Source organism: Amycolatopsis sp. A133 (genome assembly GCF_031082405.1).
Taxonomy (GTDB): Bacteria; Actinomycetota; Actinomycetes; order Mycobacteriales; family Pseudonocardiaceae; genus Amycolatopsis.
This window is the reverse complement of the sequence record NZ_JAVHJU010000036.1, coordinates 382,008-404,703: the sequence shown is the minus strand read 5'-3', so window position 1 is coordinate 404,703 and position 22,696 is coordinate 382,008. Positions and strand designations below refer to the sequence as shown.

The 22,696-nt window shown below is 72.5% G+C and carries 16 protein-coding genes and 1 pseudogene; 4 read left to right on the top strand and 13 right to left on the bottom strand.

What is annotated here, in order from left to right; genetic code table 11:
• Positions 1–34: 34 nt before the first annotated feature.
• From proB to Q5425_RS24665, 5 genes are all read right to left on the bottom strand, one after another.
• Positions 35–1,144 carry a glutamate 5-kinase gene (gene proB, locus Q5425_RS24685; RefSeq protein ID WP_308674668.1) on the bottom strand — a complete coding sequence of 370 codons (1,110 nt, stop codon included), beginning with the start codon at positions 1,142–1,144 and terminating at the stop codon, positions 35–37.
• Positions 1,141–2,598 carry a GTPase ObgE gene (gene obgE, locus Q5425_RS24680; RefSeq protein WP_308674667.1) on the bottom strand — a complete coding sequence of 486 codons (1,458 nt, stop codon included), beginning with the start codon at positions 2,596–2,598 and terminating at the stop codon, positions 1,141–1,143. Before obgE ends, proB begins: the two co-directional genes overlap by 4 nt.
• A 107-nt stretch (positions 2,599–2,705) precedes the next feature.
• Positions 2,706–2,966 (bottom strand): 50S ribosomal protein L27, encoded by a 261-nt coding sequence (rpmA, locus tag Q5425_RS24675; protein WP_308674666.1) that lies wholly within the window; start codon positions 2,964–2,966, stop codon positions 2,706–2,708.
• A 39-nt stretch (positions 2,967–3,005) separates the two neighbouring features.
• Positions 3,006–3,320, bottom strand: coding sequence for a 50S ribosomal protein L21 (gene rplU, locus Q5425_RS24670; protein WP_003067132.1), 315 nt, complete (start codon positions 3,318–3,320; stop codon positions 3,006–3,008).
• A 164-nt stretch (positions 3,321–3,484) separates the two neighbouring features.
• The gene (locus Q5425_RS24665) at positions 3,485–6,490 is read right to left on the bottom strand and encodes a translation initiation factor IF-2 N-terminal domain-containing protein (protein WP_308674665.1); all 3,006 of its coding nucleotides are present in this window, start codon (positions 6,488–6,490) and stop codon (positions 3,485–3,487) included.
• Between the two features lie 548 nt (positions 6,491–7,038).
• Here Q5425_RS24665 and Q5425_RS24660 point away from each other — a divergent pair.
• Positions 7,039–8,463 carry a S8 family serine peptidase gene (locus Q5425_RS24660; protein ID WP_308674664.1) on the top strand — a complete coding sequence of 475 codons (1,425 nt, stop codon included), beginning with the start codon at positions 7,039–7,041 and terminating at the stop codon, positions 8,461–8,463.
• 173 nt (positions 8,464–8,636) lie between these two features.
• Here Q5425_RS24660 and Q5425_RS24655 read toward each other — a convergent pair whose 3' ends face one another.
• The 7 genes and pseudogenes from Q5425_RS24655 to Q5425_RS24625 all read right to left on the bottom strand — a co-directional run bounded on the left by Q5425_RS24655 (position 8,637) and on the right by Q5425_RS24625 (position 17,501).
• Positions 8,637–9,458, bottom strand: a complete 822-nt coding sequence (locus tag Q5425_RS24655; protein WP_308674663.1) for an ABC transporter permease — start codon at positions 9,456–9,458, stop codon at positions 8,637–8,639.
• Positions 9,459–10,262: an ABC transporter permease gene (locus Q5425_RS24650; RefSeq protein WP_308674662.1), complete on the bottom strand. Its 804-nt coding sequence runs from the start codon at positions 10,260–10,262 to the stop codon at positions 9,459–9,461.
• Positions 10,262–11,214 (bottom strand): annotated as a pseudogene (locus tag Q5425_RS24645) (ABC transporter ATP-binding protein). Before Q5425_RS24645 ends, Q5425_RS24650 begins: the two are co-directional and overlap by 1 nt.
• Before the next feature lie 30 nt (positions 11,215–11,244).
• Positions 11,245–14,526, bottom strand: a complete 3,282-nt coding sequence (locus Q5425_RS24640) for a phosphodiester glycosidase family protein (RefSeq protein WP_308674739.1) — start codon at positions 14,524–14,526, stop codon at positions 11,245–11,247.
• 123 nt (positions 14,527–14,649) lie between these two features.
• Entirely contained in the window at positions 14,650–15,363 is a 714-nt protein-coding gene (locus tag Q5425_RS24635) for a maleylpyruvate isomerase family mycothiol-dependent enzyme (protein ID WP_308674661.1), read from the bottom strand.
• A gap of 49 nt (positions 15,364–15,412) precedes the next feature.
• Positions 15,413–15,823, bottom strand: coding sequence for a nucleoside-diphosphate kinase (ndk, locus tag Q5425_RS24630; RefSeq protein ID WP_308674660.1), 411 nt, complete (start codon positions 15,821–15,823; stop codon positions 15,413–15,415).
• Between the two features lie 121 nt (positions 15,824–15,944).
• The gene (locus Q5425_RS24625) at positions 15,945–17,501 is read right to left on the bottom strand and encodes an alkaline phosphatase D family protein (protein WP_308674659.1); all 1,557 of its coding nucleotides are present in this window, start codon (positions 17,499–17,501) and stop codon (positions 15,945–15,947) included.
• A gap of 124 nt (positions 17,502–17,625) precedes the next feature.
• On the opposite strand from Q5425_RS24625, the gene Q5425_RS24620 reads away from it, so the two are divergent.
• The 3 genes from Q5425_RS24620 to Q5425_RS24610 all read left to right on the top strand — a co-directional run bounded on the left by Q5425_RS24620 (position 17,626) and on the right by Q5425_RS24610 (position 22,005).
• On the top strand, positions 17,626–19,983 hold the full coding sequence (locus tag Q5425_RS24620) for a penicillin acylase family protein (RefSeq protein WP_308674658.1): 2,358 nt from the start codon (positions 17,626–17,628) through the stop codon (positions 19,981–19,983).
• 92 nt (positions 19,984–20,075) lie between these two features.
• Entirely contained in the window at positions 20,076–21,077 is a 1,002-nt protein-coding gene (locus tag Q5425_RS24615; protein ID WP_308674657.1) for an AsnC family transcriptional regulator, read from the top strand.
• A 232-nt stretch (positions 21,078–21,309) separates the two neighbouring features.
• A complete protein-coding gene (locus Q5425_RS24610) occupies positions 21,310–22,005 on the top strand; it encodes an alpha/beta hydrolase (RefSeq protein ID WP_308674656.1) in 696 nt (231 codons plus the stop codon).
• A gap of 47 nt (positions 22,006–22,052) precedes the next feature.
• On the opposite strand, the gene Q5425_RS24605 is transcribed toward Q5425_RS24610, so the two are convergent.
• Complete coding sequence (locus Q5425_RS24605; protein ID WP_308674655.1) at positions 22,053–22,619, bottom strand: TetR family transcriptional regulator; 567 nt, start codon at positions 22,617–22,619, stop codon at positions 22,053–22,055.
• Positions 22,620–22,696 lie beyond the last annotated feature (77 nt).

Here is a 22,696-nt window from a genome sequence, read left to right as displayed (position 1 = left end):
TCTCGCGTGATTGGGCGGGCATGAAGCGCGGGCGTCAGCGGCGGAGGGGGACGAGGTCGTCGGCGTGGACTACCTCTCGGCGTTGCTCGGCCGGGAGCTCGTGCGTTGATCGGCCGATCAGGTCCGGGAGCTCCGTTGCGTCGAACGCCACCACTCCGCGGGCCACCGGGCGGTCCTTCGCGTCCACCAGGTCGACCACGTCGCCGGCCTGGAATTCGCCGTCCACGCCCGTTATGCCCGCCGCCAGGAGGGATCTGCGGCGGCGGACCACGGCCGAGACCGCGCCGTCGTCGAGGCGGAGCTTGCCCGTTGTGCCTGCCGCGTAGCCCAGCCAGAACCTGCGGGCCGACAAGCGCGTGTCCGCCGGGGCGAACGCTGTGCCCGGTGAAGCGGACGTCAACGCCGCCGAGGCTTCCGAAGCCGCCGCCAGCAGCACGGGGATGCCGGCCCCCGCGGCCGTCCGGGCCGCCGCGAGCTTGGACACCATGCCACCCGTGCCCAGGCCCGAGCTGGACATGCCGACCGAGATTCCGTCCACATCGGACTCCGACAGGACTTCCGTCAGCTTGCGCGTCGCGCCGCCGCGGGGGTCGCCGTCGTACAGTCCGTCCACATCGGACAGCAGGACCAGCGCGTCCGCGCCGATCAGGTGGGCCACCAGGGCCGCCAGGCGGTCGTTGTCGCCGAAGCGGATTTCTTCGGTCGCCACCGTGTCGTTCTCGTTGACCACCGGGACTGCGCCGAGCGCCAGCAGGCGCGAAAACGTCCGCTGCGCGTTGCGGTAGTGCGAACGGCGGACGACGTCGTCGGAGGTGAGCAGCACCTGCCCGACCGTCAGCGAGTACCGCCCGAACGACTCGGCGTACGCGTGCGCCAGCGCCAGCTGGCCGACGCTCGCCGCCGCCTGCTGCGTCGCGAGGTCGTGCGGGCGCTTGCCCAGCGAGAGCGGGGCCAGCCCGGCGCCGATCGCGCCGGAGGACACCAGCACGATCTGGGTATCCCGGGCGACCCGCTCGGCGATCGCGTCGACCAGTGCGTCCAGCCGGGCCGCGTCGAGCCCGCTGCCCGCCGTGGTCAGCGCCGACGACCCGACCTTGACGACCAGCCGCCGCGCGGCCGCGATGGCTTCGCGGGTGCCGCTCACTCTTCGACGTCCAGGTCGTCCTCCAGCTCGTCCGAGCCCGCCCGCCGGACCCGGCGGGCCTCCTTGCGCTCGGACGCGCCGATCCGGTCGCTGCGCTCCAGCCGGACATCGGTGCCGCGCCCGGACAGGTGCATCGCGACGCTCGGCGTCGACGGCTCCCAATCGAACTGGACGTCGCCGATCGTGACGGGGCTGCCGGGCCTCGCGCCCAGCTTCGCCAGCTTCTCCTCGACGCCGAGGCGCTCGAGCCGGTCGGCGAGGTAACCGACGGCCTCGTCGTTGCCGAAGTCGGTCTGGCGGATCCACCGCTCCGGCCGGGGGCCGCGCACGATGAAGGCGCCCTCTTCCTCCGGGTCGACCTCGACGGTGAAGCCGGAGTCGTCGACGGCGAGCGGCCGCAGGACGATCTTCTCCGGCTCCAGCACCGGCTGCGCTTCGCGGTACTTGTCGACGACTGCGGCGAGCGCGAAGGTCAGCTCCCGCAGGCCCTTGCGGGAGGCCGTCGAGACCTCGAACACCTGCAGGCCGCGGGCTTCGAAGTCGGACCGGACGAACTCGGCGAGTTCGGCGGCCTCCGGCACGTCGATCTTGTTGAGGACGACAACGCGGGGACGTTCTTCGAGCTTTCCACCGAGACTCGGCGTGTACTTCGCGAGCTCCGCCTCCAGAGCGTCCACATCGGACACGGGGTCGCGGCCCGGCTCCAGCGTCGCGCAGTCGACGACGTGCACCAGCACCGCGCAGCGCTCGATGTGGCGGAGGAAGTCGAGGCCCAGGCCCTTGCCCTCGGACGCGCCGGGGATGAGGCCGGGCACGTCGGCCATCGTGAACACCGTGTCGCCGCCGGTGATGACACCGAGGTTCGGCACCAGCGTGGTGAACGGGTAGTCGGCGATCTTCGGCTTGGCCGCGGACAGCACCGAGATCAGCGACGACTTGCCGGCGGACGGGAACCCGAGCAGGCCGACGTCGGCGACCGAGCGCAGCTCCAGGACGAGGTTGCGGGTTTCGCCGGGCTCGCCCAGCAGCGCGAACCCGGGCGCCTTGCGGGCCTTCGACGACAGGGCGGCGTTGCCGAGCCCGCCGCGGCCACCCTGGGCGGCGACGAACGTGGTGCCGGGACCGATCAGGTCGGCGACCATCTCGCCGTCTTCGGTGAACACGACGGTGCCGGACGGCACCTTCATGATCAGGGTCTCCCCCGCCGCGCCCGCGCGGTTGCCGCCCTGGCCCATCTTGCCGCTGCCCGCCTTGGCGTGCGGGCGGAAGTGGAAGTCGAGCAGCGTGTGCACGTTCGGGTCGACGACCAGCAGGACGTCGCCGCCGTTGCCGCCGTTGCCGCCGTCGGGGCCGCCGAGGGGCTTGAACTTCTCGCGGTGCACCGAGGCGCAGCCGTTGCCCCCGTCACCGGCGGTCAGGTGGATGACCGCGCGGTCCACGAACCGGGACGCCATGACTTTGCCTCTTTCACTCAACGAAAAGGTACGAACAAAACAAACGAGGGGTGGCACCGGATATTCCGGCCCCACCCCTCGTCAGAGGTCTAGCTCGAAGCCGAAACTCAGGCTTCGACCGGCACGACGATGTTGACCGTCTTGCGGCCGCGCTTCTCGCCGAACTGGACCGCACCGGCGGCCAGGGCGAACAGCGTGTCGTCGCCGCCACGGCCGACGTTCACGCCGGGGTGGAACTTGGTGCCGCGCTGGCGGATCAGGATCTCGCCGGCGCTGACTTCCTGGCCGCCGTAGCGCTTGACGCCGAGGCGCTGCGCGTTCGAGTCACGACCGTTGCGGGAGCTGGACGCACCCTTCTTGTGAGCCATAGCTCAATCCTCTTTCTGAACGAAGATCCGGAAAAGCCCTTAGAGGGAGATGGCGGTGACCTCGACGCGGGTCAGCTTCTGCCGGTGACCCTGACGCTTGTGGTAGCCCGTCTTGTTCTTGAACTTGTGGATCCGGATCTTGGGGCCCTTGGTCTGCTCGACGACCTTGCCGGTGACCGAGACCTTCGCCAACGCGTCGGCGTCCGTGGTGACATCGCCACCGTCGACGTACAAAACGGCGGGGAGGATGTGCTCGGTGCCCGGCTCGCCCTCGAGCTTCTCGACCTCGACGACGTCGCCGACGGCCACCTTGTACTGCTTGCCGCCGGTCTTGACGATCGCGTACGCCGACACGGAAGTCTCCTGCATTACTCGACAATGGGTGGGGGCTCCGCGCGATCGGCCCACCTCCGGGAAGGCGGTCCTGGACTCGCGCAGACGACCTGCTCTGGTGGCAGGCCGTACTACAGGTTACGTGGGGTGCCCCGGTGCGTTACCACCGGGGTCCCCCTAGTTGTTCACTTGCTCTGGTCGGAGGCGTGCACCGGCGGGCCCGCCGGCCGCGACGCCGCCCGGCGCGGACGGCGCCGGGTGGAGCGCACGGCCGGTTCGGGCACGCTGACCTCGGGTTCGGTGACCGGCTCCGCCGAGCCGGTGACCGGCTCCTCCGCCGGTTCCGGAGCCGGGGACTGCTCGACCTCGGGCTCCTCGTTCAGCGGCACCGGCACCTCGTCCGCCTCGGTGGTCACCGGGGTGCCGGCGACCTCCTGGGCGGGCTCGGCGGGCGGTTCGGCCGCCACCGGCATCTCGTCCGCCTCCGTGGTCGCCGGGACGTCCGCGACCTCCCTGGCCGGCTCCGGGACGGGCCCGTTGCCGTTCAGGGCACCGTGGTCGTGCTCCTTGGCCGCCTTCGCGGCGTTGGCCACCGCCGCCACCGCGGACGCGATCGACTCGCGCCGCTCCGGCGGCGGCACCGCGTGCACCTCGGCCTTCGCGGCTTCGGGCTGCTCCTTGGCGGCTTCCTCGCTCTTGCCGCGGCCCCGCGACCGGCGGGAGCTCTTCTCCCCGCCGCCACCGCCGCCGTTGCCACCGCCGCCGTTGCCACCGCCGCCGTTGCCACCGCCGCCGTTCCCGCCACCGTGCGAGGACGAGTTGTTCGCCGTGCGCTGCAGCTCGGTCGAGACGACCACGCCCCGGCCCTTGCAGTGCTCGCACGGCGCCGAGAACGCCTCCAGCAGGCCGGTGCCGATCTTCTTGCGGGTCATCTGCACCAGGCCGAGCGAGGTGACCTCGGCCACCTGGTGGCGCGTGCGGTCGCGGCCGAGGCACTCGGTGAGGCGGCGCAGCACCAGCTCGCGGTTGGACTCGAGCACCATGTCGATGAAGTCGATCACGATGATGCCGCCGATGTCCCGCAGCCGGAGCTGGCGGACGATCTCCTCCGCCGACTCCAGGTTGTTGCGGGTCACCGTCTCCTCGAGGTTGCCACCCGATCCGGTGAACTTGCCGGTGTTGACGTCGATCACCGTCATCGCCTCGGTGCGGTCTATGACCAGGTAACCGCCGCTGGGCAGCCAGACCTTCCGGTCGAGGGCCTTGGTGATCTGCTCGTCGATCCGGTGGTCGGCGAACGCGTCGCCGGTGCCGGTGTAGCGCCGGAGGCGCTCGGTGAGCTCCGGCGCGACGTGGCTGACGTAGCCGTTGATCGTCTCCCAGGACCGGTTGCCCTGGATCTCCAGCTTGGTGAAGTCCTCGGTGAAGAGGTCACGCACGACCTTGACCAGCAGGTCGGGCTCTTCGTAGAGCATGGTCGGCGCGCCGCCCTTCTTGCCGGAACCGGCGGCGGCCTTCTCCTTGATGACGTCCCACTGCGCCTTCAGGCGGTCGACGTCGCGGCCCAGCTCCTCCTCGCCGATGCCCTCGGAGGCGGTGCGGATGATGACACCCGCGTCCTCCGGGACGATCCGCTTGAGGATGTCCTTGAGCCGGCGGCGCTCGTTCTCCGGCAGCTTGCGGGAGATGCCGGTGGCGCCGCCCGCGGGCACGTAGACGAGGAAGCGGCCGGGCAGCGAGATCTGCGTGGTCAGCCGGGCGCCCTTGTGCCCGACCGGGTCCTTGGTCACCTGGACCAGCACCGAGTCGCCGGTCGAGAGCGCCTGCTCGATCTTGCGGGCCTTGCCCTCCAGGCCGGCGGAGTCCCAGTCGACCTCGCCGGCGTACAGCACGGCGTTGCGGCCGCGGCCGATGTCGATGAACGCGGCTTCCATGCTGGGCAGCACGTTCTGGACGCGGCCGAGGTAGACGTTGCCGACGATCGAGCCGGAGCCCGACTGCGTCACGAAGTGCTCGACGAGGACGCCGTCCTCGAGCACCGCGATCTGGGTGGAGTCGCCGTGCTCGGCGACGACCATCGTGCGCTCGACCGACTCGCGCCGGGCCAGGAACTCGGCCTCGGACAGGATCGGGGCGCGGCGGCGGCCCGCCTCGCGGCCGTCACGGCGGCGCTGGCGCTTGGCCTCGAGCCGGGTCGACCCGCGGACGCTGCGCACCTCGTCGCGCGCCGGGCGCTCGACGGCCTCGGCCTTGGCCTGGCGGACGTGCGTGACCGTGTTCGGCGGGTCGTCGGTGACGGTGGCCTCGGCGTCTTCGCCGTCCGAGCCCTTGCGGCGACGGCGGCGGCGACGGCGCCTGGTGCCCCCCTCGCCGTCGGCATCGGCGTCGGCGTCGTCGGTCTCCGCGGTGGCGTCCTCGGGCTCCTCGACCTCCGCTTCGGGCTTTTCGTCCCCGTTGCGGCCCTTGCGGCGCGGCTGGGGCTGCGGCTCCTCGACCTGGTCGTCTTCGCTTTCGGTGGTCTCGTCGCCACCATCGGCGCCCTTGCCCCGGCCACGGCCGCGACGGCCACGGCGGCGGCGACGGCGGCTGCCGGCGTCCTCGCCGTCGTCATCGGCGTCGGTGCCGGGCGCGGTGTCCTCGATCTCGTCCTCGGCCACCTCGGGCTCGGGGCGCGACGGCGGCTCCGCGAACGGGTCGGCGGGCTTGCGGGCCGGCTTGGCCGCGGGTTCCGGCGGCTCCGGCGGCAGGAAGACGGGCGACGGCGCGGCGAACACCGGCAGGTGCGCGCGGGTCTTCTGGCGCGGGCGCGGCTTCTCGGCCTCGGCGACCGGCACCTCGGGCGTTTCGGGCACTTCGGGCACCGGCGGGCGAGCGGCCGCGGGGGCCTCCGGCGCTTCGGGGGCCGCAGCCGGCTCGCTCTGCCCGGCGGCGGTGTCATCCGCGTCACCGGTGTCGGCGGGCGCGAAGGCCTCGGCCACCTTGAGCGCCACTTCCCTGGTCACGCTCGACTGCGCGCTGCGCACGCTTTCACCCAGCTCGACCAGCTTCGCGAGGACGTCCCGGCTGTGCGACTCGAGCAGCTTGGCCAGCGCGTGCACCCGGATCCGGGGCGGCAGGTCGGCCAGGGGGCCGCCCGTGGGTGTGGCGGGATTCCCGCCGGTGTGCTCGGCGGGTGTTTCCGCGTTCGACATGTGTCTCCTCCGCCCCCGGGCGCGTCTGCCGGTTCGCACCGGCAGGGACGCGGCCGCGCAGGGGCCCCTTTCTGTTCGTTCCGCCGTGGTGGTCACCAGCGGCGGGAATCCTTGCCCGACGACCGGGCGCCGCACCACCGCTGCCGATGGGACGCAACCCGGTCAAAGGTCTGCTCGGCGGCGTGCGTAAGGCACTCGCGGCCCCCGGACCACCCGCCACGTCGTCCAGCCGCCCGGTTCCCGGGCAGCGACGCGCGTCGCGGGAGTTCATGCACATCCACCGGGCCACAACGCCGCAGGCAGCACCTCTCACATGCGCCCCACGGCCCAGCGGCCACCCCGAGTATCCCACACCGGGTGACCACTCCGGTGTACTCGGTACCTCCCGCAGGCACCCGGGCGTGCCGTACCGGCCGCCACCACCCCACGGCCGGGGGAACTTCGCCGCAGCGCTTGTCCGCCGGGCACGGGGTGGCTACGGTGCGGCTCGGGGTGACCGGGATCTCGCGCGCCGGCACCCGCGGTTCCTGCATCCGGTGGGAGGTCCGGTGTCCCTGCTGGCGCGGCCCCTGCGGGCGGCCGTGTGCACCGTCCTGGTGCTTTCGGGATGCGTCACCGCCGGTCCGGCGGCGGCGGGCGAGCCCGCCTGCGCCCACGGCCGGGCCCTGCGCTACGTCGTCACGTTCGACCGCGGCACCACCGAGGCCGCGGCCCGCGCGGAGATCGGCGGCGCCTGCGGGGCCACCACCGTCTACTACCCCCAGATCGCCGTCGCCGTCGCCACCTCCGGCGACCCGGGCTTCGGCGCGCGGATCGGGCTCGACCGGGCGTTCAGCGCCCAGGCCGAGCGGCTGGCCGCGCAGCGCGCGACCGAGGTCAAACCGCAGCCCACGCGGGCGACGCTGCCCGCAACCGACCGCGCGAAGGTGCCCGCTGCGGACCTGAGCGCGCGGCAGTGGGACATGCGGATGATCAACGCGAGCCGGTCACGCCGCGGTTCGGACGGGCGCCGCGACGTCGTCGTCGGCGTGCTCGACTCCGGCATCGACCCGGACCACCCGGACCTGAGCGACGCCCTCGACCGCGCCGACTCCGCCGGCTGCCTGACCGGCGCCCCCGACCGGTCGCCGGCGGCCTGGGCGCCGACGACGTCGGTGCACGGAACGCACGTGGCGGGGATCATCGCGGCCGCCGCTGACGGCCGCGGCGTGACGGGTGTGGCGCCCGGGGTCCGGGTGGCCTCGGTGAAGGTGATCGACGACCGCGGCTACGCCGACCCCGAAGCCGCGGTGTGCGGCCTGATGTGGGCTGCCTCACGCCACCTGCGGCTGACGAACAGCAGTTTCTTCGTCAACCCGTGGACGCTGTCGTGCATCCGCGGCAACGACCGCGGGGTGGTGCACGAGGTACTGGCCCGAGCGGTCGAGCACAGCACGTCGGCGGGGACGTTGAACGTCGCGGCGGCGACCAACGAAGCGGTGGACCTGACGCCGTCGGCGCGTTCGGGCTCGGCCGGGGCGGGCTCCGGCTGCGAAGCCCTGCCGGCCGGCCTGCGGGACGTCGTCGCGGTGTCCGCCGTCGGCGCCGACCGGATGAAGGCGGGTTACAGCTCGTACGGACTCGGCGTGATCGACATCACGGCGCCCGGCGGGGAGACGGGCGAGTGCGTGCTCTCGACGGTGCCGGGCGGGTACGCGCCGCTGTGCGGGACGTCGATGGCCGCGCCGCACGTCACCGGGGTGCTGGCGCTGCTGGCGTCCGCGGCTCCGGACGCCCGGCCGCGGCAGCTGCGGCGGACGCTCGAGGCGCAGGCGACGGCGATGCCGTGCCCGGCCGACTACGACCTGACCGGGGACGGGCTCCAGGACGCTTACTGCGCGGGGTACGAGGGTTACAACGGGTTCTACGGGCACGGCATGGTGACGGTGCCGCCGGTGGCGGCCCCGGGCGGGCGGCCCGATCCGGCTCGGTGACCCGCCGGGCGGTGCGTGAAGCCGGATGTCGCGTGATCGGAAGCGGAACTCGCGTGATCAGAGACGGAACTCACGTGATCGGGGACGGAACTCGCGTGATTGGGCGGGCATCTCGCGTGACTGGCGGGGCATCTCGCGTGACTGGCGGGGCATCTCGCGTGACTGGCGGGGCATCACGTCAGGAGGAGCTTGGCGATTCGGCGCGTTGATGCCCACAGGCCCACCGCTCCCAGGATCAGCAGGTAGGCCAGGTTGACCAGCATGCTGCCGGACAGGAGGCCCGTCGCGAGGCCGCGCATCAGCTCGATCGCGTGGTACAGCGGGAGGCAGCGGACCACCCACTGCAGGGGTTCCGGGTACACCGACAGCGGGTAGAACGTCGTCGCGAAGAGGAACATCGGGGTCAGGCCCAGCTGGATGTAGTCGAACTGGGCCGTCGAGCGCAGGAACGTCACCAGTGCCATGCCGATCGCGGAGAACGCCAAGCCCACCAGCAGCGCCGCCGGGACCATCAGCAGCGCCCACCACGACGCCAGCAGCCCCATCGCCGCCGCGATCCCGAGGAACGCCACCGCGTAGATGCCGCCGCGGGTGATCGCCCAGCCGATCTCGCCCAACGCCACGTCCAGCGGGCCGATCGGGGTCGCCAGCATCGCGTCGTACAGCTTCGCGTAGCGCAGCTTGAAGAACAGGTTGTACGTCGATTCGAACACCGCGCCGTTCATCGCCGACGTCGCCAGCAGCGCCGGCGCCACGAACGCGACGTAGCTCATCGGGTGCCCGTCGGGACCGGCCACCTCGGTGACCAGCTTGCCGAACCCCAGCTGGAACGCCAGCAGGTAGAGGAACGGCTCGACGGCGCCGGACAGGAAGATCAGCCAGCTGCCGCGGTACACCATGGCCGAGCGCTCGACGAGCATGCGGGCACGGCCCGCGTACAACCCCGGCGGCAGGATGCGCAGCAGCAGCCCGGCACGGGCTTCGACGGTCGCCATTCAGACCACCAGCCTCCGGTAGAAGGCCCGGTGCGCGAGCACCCACCCGGCCGCGAACAACGCCACCAGCACGGCGAGGTGACCGAGCAGCGCCCAGCCGCCGACCCCGCCGACGCTCACGCCGCGGGCCAGCTGCGTGCCGTGCCACAGCGGCGAGAGCCAGGCCAGCCAGCGGATCGCGCCCGGCAGCTGGGAGATCGGGAAGAAAGTGCCGGAGAACAACGTCATCGGCATCACGACGAAGCGGAAGATCAGCCCGAAGCGCTGGCCCTCGTCGAAGGTCCGCGCGGCCAGCGCGGCCATCGGCGTGGTGCAGGCGAGCCCGGTGACGGTGCCCGCCAGGACCACCAGCAGCACGCCCGGCCCGGTCCAGGCGCCGAAGAACAGCGCGACGAACGCGTAGATCGCGCCCGCCAGCGTCAGCCGCAGGGCCGACCAGATGAGGTGCCCGCCGAACACCTGGCCCGGCGACACCGGGGTGGCCGTGACCGCCAGGTAGTCCTTCTGCCACTTGAACCCGGAGAGGACGGGGTAGCTCGACTCGCCGACCGCCTGCTGCGCGGCACCGGCGGCCAGCAGCGCGGGCGCGATGTACTGCAGGTAGGACAGCCCGCCGGTGACGGCGCCCGGCTGCACCTGCGAGCCGAAGCCGAGGCCCATCGCGGCGAGGAAGAGCACCGGCTGCAGACCCGTGGAGTACAAAGTGGACAGCCAGTGGCGGCGGTACCAGGTCCAGTACCCCTCCACGCGCAGCCAGGCGCCGTGCCACTTGCCGACCACGCGGCCGGTCGGGATCGTCGCCATCAGTCGACCAGCGTCCGGCCGGTGAGCCGGAGGAACACGTCCTCCAGCGAGCTCCGGCGCACCAGGCTCGACAACGGCCGCACACCGCGGGAATGCGCGTGCTCCAATGCGTCCTCGCCGTCGTCGCTGTACAGCAGCACCCGGTCCGGCAGCACCTCCACGCGTTCCGCGAGCCCCTCCACCTGCTGGGCCGCCGAGACCTGCTCGCCCGGCGCGAACCGGAGCTCGACCACCTCGCGCGTCGAATACCGCCTGATCAGCTCGGCCGGCGAGCCCCCGCGATGCGGCCGTGGTCCATCACCACCAGCCTGTCGCACAGCTGCTCGGCTTCGTCCATGTAGTGCGTCGTGACGATCAGCGTCGTGCCCTGGGCCTTGAGCCGGAACAGGCGGTCCCACAGCAGGTGGCGGGCCTGCGGGTCGAGCCCCGTCGTCGGCTCGTCGAGCAGCAGCAGTTCCGGGTCGTTCACGAGCGAGCGGGCGATCGTCAGGCGCCGCTTCATACCGCCTGACAGCGGGTCGACCTTGTCGTCGGCCCGGTCACCCAGCTGGGCGAACTCCAGCAGTTCCTCGGCCTTGCGCCGCGCGGCCGCCCGTGACAGCCCGAAGTAGCGGCCGTAGATCAGCAGGTTCTCCCGGACCGTCAGCTCGACGTCCAGGTTGTCCTGCTGCGGCACCACACCGAGGCGCGCGCGGATCCGCGGCCCGGCCACCTCCGGATCCAGCCCCAGCACGCGGAGGTCACCGTCCGTGCGGGGCGACACGCACGCGATCATCCGCATGGTCGACGACTTGCCGGCGCCGTTCGGCCCGAGGAAGCCGAACGCCTCCCCGCGCCGCACCTCGACGTCGATCCCGCGCACGGCTTCGAACCCGCCGAAGCGCTTCACCAGTGCCTTGGCCTGCACCAGTGCCGGTTCCCGGTCCTCCGATTCGTCCACGCTCCGCACCATAGGACCCACCACCGACAAAAACCGAACGGATTAGCCGCGGACCGTCACGACCAGCGTGCGCGTCACCCCGTTGACCGTCACCGACAAGCGCGCGACACCCGGCCGCAAGGCCCTCAGCACACCCGTCGAAGGATCGAACGCGACAACCCCCCAGCCGACCCGCCAATCCGCGCTCACCGGGTACGACACCGGCACGTCCCGGGTCCCCTGCCGCACGGAGGCGCGCACGTCCGCGCGCTCGCCGGGCGCCATCGACGAAGGCCCGGACAGCGACAGCGAGTCGACGTTCGGCCGCGTCTCGAACCGCACCGGCTCGCCGCGGTCGGCCGGGTCCACGCGCAGCAACGTCCAGCCGACGAACCCGCCGTCACCGGGTGCGGCCGCGGGTGCCTTGCCCGAGTTGCCGTTGACCAGGTACGGCACGCCGTCGACCCGCGACAGCGAGAACACACCGGCGTGCGAGGCGACGGCGGCGGCCGGCTTGCCGGAGGCCTGCTCGAACCCGGTGAGCCACCGGGTCAGCAGCGCCGCCTCCTTCCGGTCGCCGAGCTGCGAGTTCCCGGTCGGGCTCGGGTCCTGCACCGGGTGGTGCATCGCGACGACGACCCCGCGCACGGACCGGTCGGCGGCCGCGGAGTCGAGCGCCGACCGCAGCATCCGGACCTGGTCGAACCCGCCGGCCCGCAGCGAGCCGCGGGAGGAGTCCAGGAGCACCAGCCGGATGCCGCGGACGTCGACGACCTGGTGCGTCACCCCGAAGGCGGCCTGGAAGTTCGCGAGGCCGTTGCCGCCTTCGGCCTCGTGGTTGCCCGGCACGTAGTACCAGGGCACCCTGCCGTCGAGCTCCTCGGTGATCACCTGCCGGGCCAGCACGAAGTCGGGCGCCGTGCCGCGGTCGACGAAGTCGCCGTTGATCAGCACGAGGTCCGGTTTCGCCGCGACGGCTTCGCGCAGCGCCCGCCGCGCCTGGGCGACCAGCGGGCCCGCCGGATCGTCCGCGGTGAACTGGGCGTCGCTGACCACCGCGACCCGCAGGCCACCGGCCACGACGCCGTCCGTGACCAGCGCCGGGTCGCGCGGGGCGGGGTCGGCGGGCACGGCCGTCGTCGGCGCCACTTCGAAGGTCAGGTCGTCGAACCCCAGCCGGCCCTCGTACTGCTGGTCCGGCACGTTTTCCACGGCGTAGAAGCGCGCCAGGCGCTGTCCGGCGGGCAGCCCGGCCGGGATCGCGGCGGTGACGTACCGCCAGCCCGTCCAGTCGACGCTCAGCGAAACGTCCACAATGGACGCCACGTTCGCGGCGTCGCGCAGTTCCGCCCGCAGCCACGCGCCCTTGCCGTCGCCCTCCACCCACAGCCCGATCTTCTGCGTGCCGGCCGGGACGGCGAGCGGGGCGGCCGGCGTCACGTAGGCGGCGCGCGTGGCGGTGGTGCCGGTCAGCCGGTAGTCCAGCGCGAGCCCGGCGCCGCCGTCGTGGCCGGGTGCCGCCGAAAGCGCGGCGCCGACGACCGCCGGGAACACCGTGGCCGTCCAGCCCGCCGGACCGTCCAGCGGCGCCGCCACCTGCGCCACGGTGCCGACCGACGCGGCCAGGTGCGTGGTCAGGCCCGCGGCCGTCGCGGTGATCGCCGTCGCGCCGGAGGACGTCAGCGCGGTGACCGCGTACCCGTCGCCGGACGGCTCGATCCGCACGACCGAGTGGTCGTAGCCGAGCTTGACGTCGTCGGGCTCCAGCCAGGTGCCGTAGCCGTCGGCGTCGTAGCCGTAAACCTTGAAGGTGCTTCGCGCGCCTGCGGCCGACAGCGCGACCTGCTCGGTGCTGGTGCCGAGCCGGACCGGCTCGCCGAGCACCGAAAGCGCCGTCTTCCCGGACGCCCGGCCGGAGCGCGCGACGACGTCGACGTCACCCGCGCGGTGACCGGTGACGACCCCGCGCGTCACGGTCGCCCGCCGGAGGTCCGTCGTGCTCCAGCGCGGGTCGGCGGCCACCGCGGCGCCGGTCTCGTCGTGGCCGTCGGCGACCAGGTGCCGGGTCAGGCCGGACAGCACGCGGTTCGCGCCCTCCGCGGCCACGGCCGGGGTCGGAGCGAATCCGGTCAGCCGGCCGCTGCCCGGCACGGTCGTGAAGCCGATCCCGTTGGGCACCAGGCGTTCCCCGCCGTCGGACGGCGCGTTGCGGACACTCGGCGCGGCTTCGCCCTCGTTGCGCGCGAGGAGCGTCGACGAGCCACCGCCGTCGAGGTTGATCGCGTCGTCGGCGCCGAGGCTCTTCAGGTGCCGGGCCAGCTCCAGCTCGGTCATCCCGCGGCTGTCGGCCTGGCGTCCGTCCACAGTGGCCAGCCACATCCGCTTGCCGTCGGCGGAGAAGCCGACCGCGGTCCGCGGGTGCATGGCCACGTTGTCGACCGGCTGCACGACGCCGTCGCGGAGCAGGACCTCGTTGCCGCCGACGGCGACCGCGATCTTCCCGGCGTCCGAGCGCGGCGCGTACGTGACACCCACCGGGTCGCCCGGCTGCAGCGCGGCAAGGGCGTCCGCCCCGGCTTCACGGGCCAGCAGCAGCGTCGTGCCCGCCGCGATCGGGCCGTCCGCGGGCGCGCTGCGGACCTGCGTGACGACGCCGTCGCGCAGCTCGACCTCGCGCACGCGCGAAGCGCCCGCCACCGACGTCCGGCGGCCGGAAGCGCCCCACAACGGCGTGTAGACACCGATCGCGTCCGCCTCGAGGACGGGACTGTTGAAGTTGGTCGCCCGCACCGTGCCACCGGGCAGCGTCACGGTGGCCTCGAGGAAGACCGAAGCCAGCCGGGCCTTGCCCTCTTCGGTGATCGACGCGGTGAGGTTGTGCCCGGCCGCGGGCGCGGTCTGCAGCCGCCCGCGGTCGATGCCGACGCCGATCGGCGCGCCGGTGGCGTTGATGTCGAAGAAGTCGCCGTTGACGCCGGCCACCGCGCCCGCCCGCGCGAGCTGCTGGGACAGCGGCGTGCGCCCGGAAACCGTGCCGGGGCTCAGGTAGGCCGGCTTCAGCACCTTGCTGCCCAGGTCGACGGCGAGGGTGTCGCCGCGGATCCAGCCCGCCGGGTCGAACCGGTCGAACTGGGTCAGGTTCAGCCCGGGCGCGACCTCGGTGGTCGCGCTGCCGGTGACGAGCCCGTCGCCGGGGTCTGCGGCGGCGAAGGCGACCGGGCCTTCGTGGGCCGACGACGCGGCGGGCGCGGCCTCGACCGGCGGCGTGCCGAGCGGCGCGGCGAGGGGGTCGGCGTGGGCGGGGGCGACGAACGCCGTCGCGAAGAGCGCGACGAACGGCAGCACGATGTGCGACTTCTTCACCAAGTACCCCAGTATCGAGTGAGAGTGAGCCGGACCAGCACAGCGCAGCAGCGCAGCCGGGGGAAGACTTCCCGGTGAACGCCGCCTGAATGGTCTAGAACACCCTCACGGGGTGAGCGGTGCGGCGAGGAGCGCCTCGGCGGCTTCGCCGGTGACGCGCGGATCCGGTCCGGAGCGCTTCCACAGCCGCAGCAGGAGATCGCGCGCGGGTGCCGCCACGGTCGCGGCGCCGTCGTCGGCCGGGCCCAGCGCGGGCGGCTCACCGGGGTGCACGGTCCAGACGTCACCGGTGTCGGTGGCGCGCACGGTGACGGGGCCGGGCAGCTGCGGCACGGCGTGCCACCGCGTCACGCGCGGCAGCATCGCGCCGAAGACCTCGTCGACGCCGTCCGCGGCCACGTCCGCGTCGAGCACGTGGGCGCTCCCCGCGTCGGCGAGGTGGATGGCGGTTTCGTGGACCTGGCGGCGGTACCAGAACGCCTTGGTCTTCCCGGTGCCCGCGAAGTGCCAGCACGGGTCTTCGGGATCGGCGGCCTCGAGTTCGGCGAGCAGGAGCCGCGCGCTTTCGGTGTACCAGGCCACGAGATCGGCTCCCGGGCCGACGGCGAAGTCCTGCGGCTGCACCTCGCCGGTGCGCACGACCGTCGCGGCCCAGCGGTGCACGTTGCCCAGGTGCGTCGCGAGGTCGGCGACGGTCCAGCCGGCGCAGTCGGGCACCGCCGCGGCCGGATCGGCCGTGCGCAGCGCTTCGGCGAACGCGCCGGTCAGCTCGGCCAGCACCGGCAGGTAGCCGCGCGGCGCGAACGGCATCGTGGTCATAGTCGCTCCAAGGGACCGGGGTCGCGCGGGTGCGCGACCCCGGTGCCGATCACAGGTCGGGGAACCAGAGCTTCAGCTCGCGCTCGGCCGACTCCGGCGAGTCCGAGCCGTGTACCAGGTTGTACTGGGTCTCCAGCGCGAAGTCACCGCGGATGGTGCCCGGGGTGGCCTTCTCGACCGGGTCGGTGCCGCCGGCCAGCTGGCGGAACGCGGCGATGGCGCGCGGGCCCTCGACGGCGAGCGCGACCAGCGGGCCCGAGGTGATGAACTCCAGCAGGTCGCCGAAGAACGGACGCTCCTTGTGCTCGGCGTAGTGCTCCTCGGCCAGCGCCTGCGGAACGGTCCGCAGCTCGACCGCGGTGAGCTTGAGGCCCTTGCGCTCGATCCGCGAGATGACTTCGCCGACGAGGCCGCGCGCGACGCCATCGGGCTTGACCAGGACCAGCGTGCGTTCAGTCACGACGGTGTTTCTCCTCAATACTGTTTTCGGGGGTCCGGGTGGCGGAGCCCCCGGCTCGGGCGAAGCCCCGGATGTCATTGGTGCGGTGGGTTTCGGTGCGCGCGAGCCTAGCCGACCCTGCTCAGCGGCCCGCCGGGTGCAGTGTCTTCGACCACAGCGACGCCCCGGTCGCGTCCCGCAGGTCCACCGTGAGGTCGCCGCTCGCGCCGTCGACGTTCAGCTCGCCGAAGTGCTGGAAGCCGTCGATCGGGGCCGTGTTCGCCGACGGCGGGGCGTGCACGAACACCGCCTCGGGGCCGAAGGTGGGGTCGAGGGCGTTCGGCCCGAACGCGCCCGCGTTCAGCGGCCCGGACACGAACTCCCAGAAGGGGTCGAAGTCCTGGAAGGCCGCCCGGTCGGGTGAGTAGTGGTGCGCGGCGGTGTAGTGGACGTCCGCGGTCAGCCAGACGACGTTGCGGACCCGGCGCCGCTGGATCTCCCGCAGCACCCAGGCCAGCTCGGTCTCGCGGCCACCGGGCGCGCCCGGCAGGTTGTTCGCGACGGCTTCGATGTCGGCGCCGTCCGGGACGACCAGGCCCAGCGGCATGTCGGCCTGGACGATCTTCCAGGTCGCCGTGCTGCGGCCGAGCGCGTCGGCCAGCCAGCGGGCCTGGGTGTCGCCGAGGATGTAGCCCGGCTTCGTCCGGTCCGCGGTGTTGGCGTTGCGGTAGGTCCGCATGTCCAGGACGAAGACTTCGACGCGCGAACCGTAGGTGAAGCTGCGGTAGACGCGGCCGTCGACGGCCCGGCGCGAGTCGATCGGGTGCCACTCGTGGAACGCCTGGTACGCCCGCGGCGCGAGGACGTCGGCGCGCTTCTCCGTGTAGGCCGGGTTGTCGAGGATCTCGCCCGGGTACCAGTTGTTCGAGACTTCGTGATCATCCCACTGGACGTAGGCGGGGACCTGCGCGGCGAAGCGCTTGAAGTTGTCGTCGAGGCGGTTGTAGGCGTGCTGGCCGCGGAACTCGTCCAGCGTCTCGGCGACCTTCGACTTCTCCGGTGTGACGACGTTGCGCCAGGTCCGGCCGCCGGGCAGCGTGACGGTCTCGGTCAGCGGGCCGTCGGAGTACACCGTGTCGCCGCTGTGCAGGAACAGGTCCGGGCAGCGGGCGGCCATCGCGGAGAAGATCGTCATCCCGCCCAGGTCCGGGTTGATCCCCCAGTTCTGGCCGACGACGTCGCCCGACCACACGATCCGGGTGTCGCGGCGGCCCACCGGCGCGGTGGCGAACCGGCCGGTCAGCGGCTCGCTCGTGGCGCGCCCGTCGAGAGCTTCGGCGGTGACGCGGTAGTGGTACCCGGTGCCCGGCTGCAGCGCCGCGACGCGCACGCGGCCGGTGCCGCCGCTGTCCGGGCCCACTAGCGGGCCGGGGACCCGGCGGGCGTGGCGGAACGACGGGTCCCGCGCGATCTCGACGACCAAGCGCGACGGGCGGTCCGCGCGCGACCAGACGATCGCCGAGCCCGACGTGACGTCGCCGGACTGGACGCCGTGAGTGAGCACCGGCCGGTCGCGGCGGACGAGCGGGACCGCGGCGAAGGCCGTGGACGGCACGACGAGGCCGGCGGCGACCGCGGAGGCGCCGGTGAGCCCGGCCTTGAGCAGGGAGCGGCGGGAGTGGTGGGTCGGTTCGGTCATGCGCGGTTTCTATCCCGCCGCGGCCAACGCCGGCTTGCGCGCGGGTGAACGAACATTGGGGTTTTCCCCCATACCCGGCGGCCGTCGCCGTCGGTAGCGTGGCGCTCACGACAAGGGGGTACGAATGACGCACATCCGGAAGGCGCTGGCCGTTTTCGCCGCCGCGCTGTCGGTCACCACACTGGGTACCGGCGTCGCGACGGCCGGGGAAAGCAGCGCGAAAGCCGTCCTGCGCTACACCGAACACGGCATCCCGCACATCGTCGCCAAGGACTTCGCGGGCCTCGGTTACGGGTACGGCTACGCGGCGGCGACCGACAACGTCTGCGAGCTCGCGAAGATCTACGTCACGGTGAGCGCGCAGCGGTCGCGGTACTTCGGGCCGGACGGGGCAGGCTACCCGTCGCTGTCCGAGGCGAAGGACAACCTGCACAGCGACCTGTTCTTCCAGCAGATCAACGACTCCGGCGTGATCGACCGGCTGGTCGCCCGGCCCGCGCCGCTGGGACCGCGGCCGGAGGTCCGCCAGATCGTTTCGGGCTACATCAAGGGGTTCAACGCTTTCCTCGCCCGCACCGGCCGGCCCGGCATCACCGACCCGGCCTGCCGCGGCGCGGACTGGGTCCGGCCGATCACCGAACAGGACTTCTACCGGCACTTCTACGCCATCACGGTCACCGGCGGGCTGGGCTTCGTCACCGAAGGCCTGTTCGCGGCGCCGCCGTCCGGCGCTCCTTCGCCGGCCGCGGGCACGGCCGCGCAGCTGTCCGCGAGCCTGCGCGACGGGCTCGGCAAGGGCGGGCTCGGCAGCAACGGCATCGCCGTCGGCGCCGACGGGACCGCGGCGGGCCGCGGCAGCGTGCTGCTCGGCAACCCGCACTACCCGTGGCACGACGGACGGCGGTTCTGGCAGAGCCAGCTGACGATCCCGGGCCGGTTCGACGTCGCCGGGGCCGGCCTGCTCGGCATGCCGTTCGTGATGATCGGGCACACCGCGGACGCGGCCTGGACGCACACGGTGTCCACGCCGGTCACGTTCGGCCTGTTCGAGGTGCCGCTGACGCCCGGGGACCCGACGACGTACCTGGTCGACGGCAAGGCCGAGAAGATGACGTCCCGCGAGGTCACGGTCCAGGTGCGCCGGCCCGACGGCTCGCTGGAGCCGGTCCGCCGGACCTTCTGGTCAACGCGGTACGGCCCGGTGCTGAACGACGTCGGCGGGTTCCCGGTGCCGTGGACGGCGAAGTCGGCGTACGCGCTGCGCGACGCCAACGCGACCAACCTGCGCGGGTTGAACACGTGGTTCGAACTCAACCAGGCCCGCAGCACGGCCGACGTCGTCGGCGCGCTCACCCGCACGCAGGGTGTGCCGTGGGTCAACACCATCGCCACCGACCGGGCGGGCCACGCGCTCTACGCCGACATCCAGGTCGTCCCGCACGTCACCGACCAGCTGGCGCGGGACTGCAGCACGCCGGTGGGGCGGGAGACGTTCGCCGTCGACGGACTGCCCGTTTTGGACGGTTCGCGGTCGTCGTGCCAGTGGGGTTCGGACCCGGGTGCGCTGGAGCCGGGGATCTTCGCGCCGTCGCGGCTGCCACAGCAGCAGCGCCGGGACTACGAGCTGAACGCGAACGACAGCGCCTGGCTGGCGAACGCCCGCGCCCCGATCACCGGCTACCCGCGGATCGTCGGCGACCAGGCCACCGAGCGCAGTCCGCGCACCCGGGAGGCGCTGCTCACCGCCGAGAAGGGCGGGTTCACCACCGGCTCGATGAAGAAGATGCTCTTCGCCGACCACAGCCTCTTCGCCGACTTGGCGGCGGCGGACCTGGCGAAGCTGTGCGCGTCGTTCCTGGACGGGCAGGCGCCGTCGTCCTCCGGTCCGGTACCGGTCGGCCCGGCGTGCACCGCGCTGGCGAACTGGGACCACACGTACACGCTCGACAGCCGTGGTTCGCTGCTGTTCCAGCGGTTCGCCACGCGGCTGGGCAACCTTCCGCGGTTCACCGTGCCGTTCGACCCGAAGGCCCCGCTGACCACCCCGAACACGCTGAACACGGCGGACCCGGGGATCCGGAAGGCGTTCGGCGACGCGATCGTGGAGCTCCGCGCAGCGGGACTGGCGCCGGACGTGCGGCTGCGGGACGGCCAAGCCGTCACCCGCAACGGCGACCGCATCCCGATCCACGGCGCACAGGGCTTCCTCGGCGTGCTGAACGTGATGACACCGCAGTGGGACCCGGCGCGCGGGAACACCGAAGTCGCGCACGGGTCCAGTTACATCCAGGTGGTCGGGTTCAACGGGCGCGGGTGCCCGGACTCCTCGACGCTGCTGACGTATTCGCAGTCGGCCAATCCACGGTCGCCGTACTTCAGTGACCAGACGAAGCTCTACAGCCGTGGTGAGTGGGTGAAGGGCCGGTTCTGCGAAGCCGACATCCTGCGCTCGCCCGCGCTGCGGGTCGTCGTGCTGCGCTGACGGACGGCTCGGCGGAGGCGGGCGCCCGGCCGCCCGCCTCCGGACCGTAGGCCTCGGCTGTCGATGTTCGAAGTCCGGGTACCGTCCGGCTGGTGGCTCTCGACCGTCTTGATGATCTCGACCGTGGTCTGCTCCACGCCCTGCAGATCGACGGCCGGGCCCCGTTCCGGCGCATCGGTGAGGTGCTCGGGGTCTCCGATCAGACCGTCGCCCGCCGCTACGCCCGGCTGCGCAGCACCCGGGGACTGCGGGTGGTGGGGCTCAGCGATCCGGTGGCGCTCGCCCAGGAGCAATGGATGGTGCGTGTCCGGGCGACGCCCGGCACCGCCTCGGAGATCGCAGATGCCCTGGCCCGGCGCTCCGACACCGGCTGGATCAGCCTGTGCTCGGGCGGGACCGAGATCGTCACCACCGTTTACGGCACCGGGATCGAACCGCTGCTCCTGGAGGCCCTGCCGCGCACCCGCCTTGTCCTCGACGTCCGCGCCGACCAGGTCCTGCACGTCTTCGACGGTGGCGCCGGGAAGCCGTTCACCAAGCACGGCCCGCTTCAGGCGCACCACGTCGCCCAGCTCACCGAGGCCCTCCCCGGCCCGACCGGGCCACCCTCACGGGTGGACGTCACCGACCGGCGCATCCTGGAGGTACTGCGCAGCGACGGGCGCGCCACGGTCGAGGAGCTGATGGCCGCCACGGAAGTCGCGGCGAGCACGGTGCGCCGCCGGCTGCACGACCTGCGCGCCGGCGGCGTGCTGCACCTCGACGTAGACGTCGACCTCGGGGTATTCGAGCTCCCGGTGCGCACCATGCTGTGGCTCACCGTCGGGGCCGGTGACTTCGACACGGTCGGGCAAGCGCTGGCCGCACACGCCGAGGTGGCGTTCGCCGCGGCGACCACGGGCTCGGCCAACATTTTCGCCAGCGTGTCGACCCGCGATGCCGCAGCCCTCTACCGCTACCTCACCACGGTGGTCGCCGGCCTTCCCTTCGTCGGCGCGGTCGAGACCGCGTCAGCCCTGCGTAACGTCAAGGCCGCCACCACCCACTACGGCGCCCGCCGAGCGCGGGACACGCCGGTGTTCCACCGGCGTTGACGTCGCGGCGCGCTGCGCGGTCTCCCCGCGCGGCCGGCTTTCGAGCTTGCCTGGCCGGGTGCGCTGTCGACATGCGTCATCCAAGGCGGGCCGATGTCGAAACGTTGCCGGATCACCCCTGTGCAGCAGGATCCGCCGCCCTTGCGTGATTGCGTTGCGCTCGCAGGAAGTTCCTCCGTGACGAGATCGGACACATCGCCGGTCGGCGGTGGGGCGATGAGAGGCGGCAGTGGTGAACGTCGTGTTGGTGCACGGAGCCTGGTGTGACGGGTCGATGTGGCAGGCGGTGATCGCGCTCCTGCAGGATGACGGACATCGCGTGGTGGCCGTCCAATTGCCGTTGACCGGGCTGGCGGACGACATCGCCTGGACCCGACGGGAGATCGCGGCGTTCGACGGGCCGGTGACACTGGTCGGTCATTCCTACGGAGGCGCGGTGATATCCGGGGCCGCACAGCAGAACACGCAGGTCACGGGGCTGGTGCTCGTCGCGGCCTACGCCCCGGACGAATCCGAAACTATCGCGGTGCTGAGCGAGCGTGGCGCGAACACCCGCGGCCGCGGTGCGATCCGATTCGCCGAGGACGGTTGGTCGGACCTGGACCCGGACCTGTTCAGGGAGGCACTCGCAGCGGATGTCCCCGAGCCGACGACCCGAGTTCTGGCGGCGGTGCAGAAGCCGACCCACGGCGCGTGCTTCTCAAGCCCCTCGGGGCGTGGTGCGTGGCATGATCTGCCGTGTGCCTATGTCCTGTCCGTGGACGATCGGATCCTCGACCCCGGACTACAGCACTGGTTCGCCGAACGGACGAACGCAACAGTCACCGAACTGCGTTCCAGCCATCTCTCCCCGATCTCGCATCCCGGTGACGTGGCCGCCGCGATCGGCAGGATGCTGCCCGCCGGAACCTCGTCCGAGCCGATCTGACGGGTCGCCGATGGTTCCGGCTTGATCTCGGTGACACCGGTAGCCGCTCAGCGCACCTCCGCCGACAGGGCCCGCAAATCCGCGAAGGCTTCGTCGAGGTGCTCGTCCAGGCTTCGCGCGGACTCCCGGATCCAAGCTCCGGCCGCGTGGTGGAAGGTGACCCAGCCGACCTGGGCGGCGAGTTCGGCGACCCGGTCGCCGACTCGCCGTTCGCGCAGGGCCGCCGCCAGGGCATCGGCCATCGCCGCGGCCTTGGCCGAATCACGCTCCCGCAGCGCCGGGGTGGCGGCGATGACCGCCAGCCGCGGTTCGGCGAACGACCGGTTGCCCTCCAGGATCCTCGCCGCCGTCCGGAAGGCGCGGATCAGGACTTCCAGCGGCGGCAGGCCCTCGGGCGCGTCGGCCACCGACCGGGTCAAGTCCGCGCGCAGGGCGGCTTCGCCGTCGAACAGCACTTCGCGCTTGTCCGGGAAGTGCCGGAAGAACGTGCGCTCGGTGACGCCGGCCCTGGCGGCGATCTCGGCCGTGGTGGTCCGGTCGAAACCACGCTCCGCGTACAGCTCCAAGGCCGCCTGCTGGAGGCGGCGGCGCGCTTCTTCTCCGCTGCGTGGCACTCCGTCAGCTTACCCGTGGTGACAGTGACTGACACTACGAGGTAGGGTCCGTAGCGTCAGTCACTGTCACTACCCGG

What these genes read in the sequence shown, in the direction of transcription:
- obgE (WP_308674667.1), bottom strand. Translation starts at nt 2,598, where the DNA reads ATGGCGTCCCGGTTCGTGGACCGCGCGGTCATCCACCTGACCGCCGGT.
- rpmA (WP_308674666.1), bottom strand. Translation starts at nt 2,966, where the DNA reads ATGGCTCACAAGAAGGGTGCGTCCAGCTCCCGCAACGGTCGTGACTCG.
- Q5425_RS24665 (WP_308674665.1), bottom strand. Translation starts at nt 6,490, where the DNA reads ATGTCGAACGCGGAAACACCCGCCGAGCACACCGGCGGGAATCCCGCC.
- Q5425_RS24655 (WP_308674663.1), bottom strand. Translation starts at nt 9,458, where the DNA reads ATGGCGACCGTCGAAGCCCGTGCCGGGCTGCTGCTGCGCATCCTGCCG.
- Q5425_RS24650 (WP_308674662.1), bottom strand. Translation starts at nt 10,262, where the DNA reads ATGGCGACGATCCCGACCGGCCGCGTGGTCGGCAAGTGGCACGGCGCC.
- Q5425_RS24635 (WP_308674661.1), bottom strand. Translation starts at nt 15,363, where the DNA reads ATGACCACGATGCCGTTCGCGCCGCGCGGCTACCTGCCGGTGCTGGCC.
- Q5425_RS24625 (WP_308674659.1), bottom strand. Translation starts at nt 17,501, where the DNA reads ATGACCGAACCGACCCACCACTCCCGCCGCTCCCTGCTCAAGGCCGGG.
- Q5425_RS24620 (WP_308674658.1), top strand. Translation starts at nt 17,626, where the DNA reads ATGACGCACATCCGGAAGGCGCTGGCCGTTTTCGCCGCCGCGCTGTCG.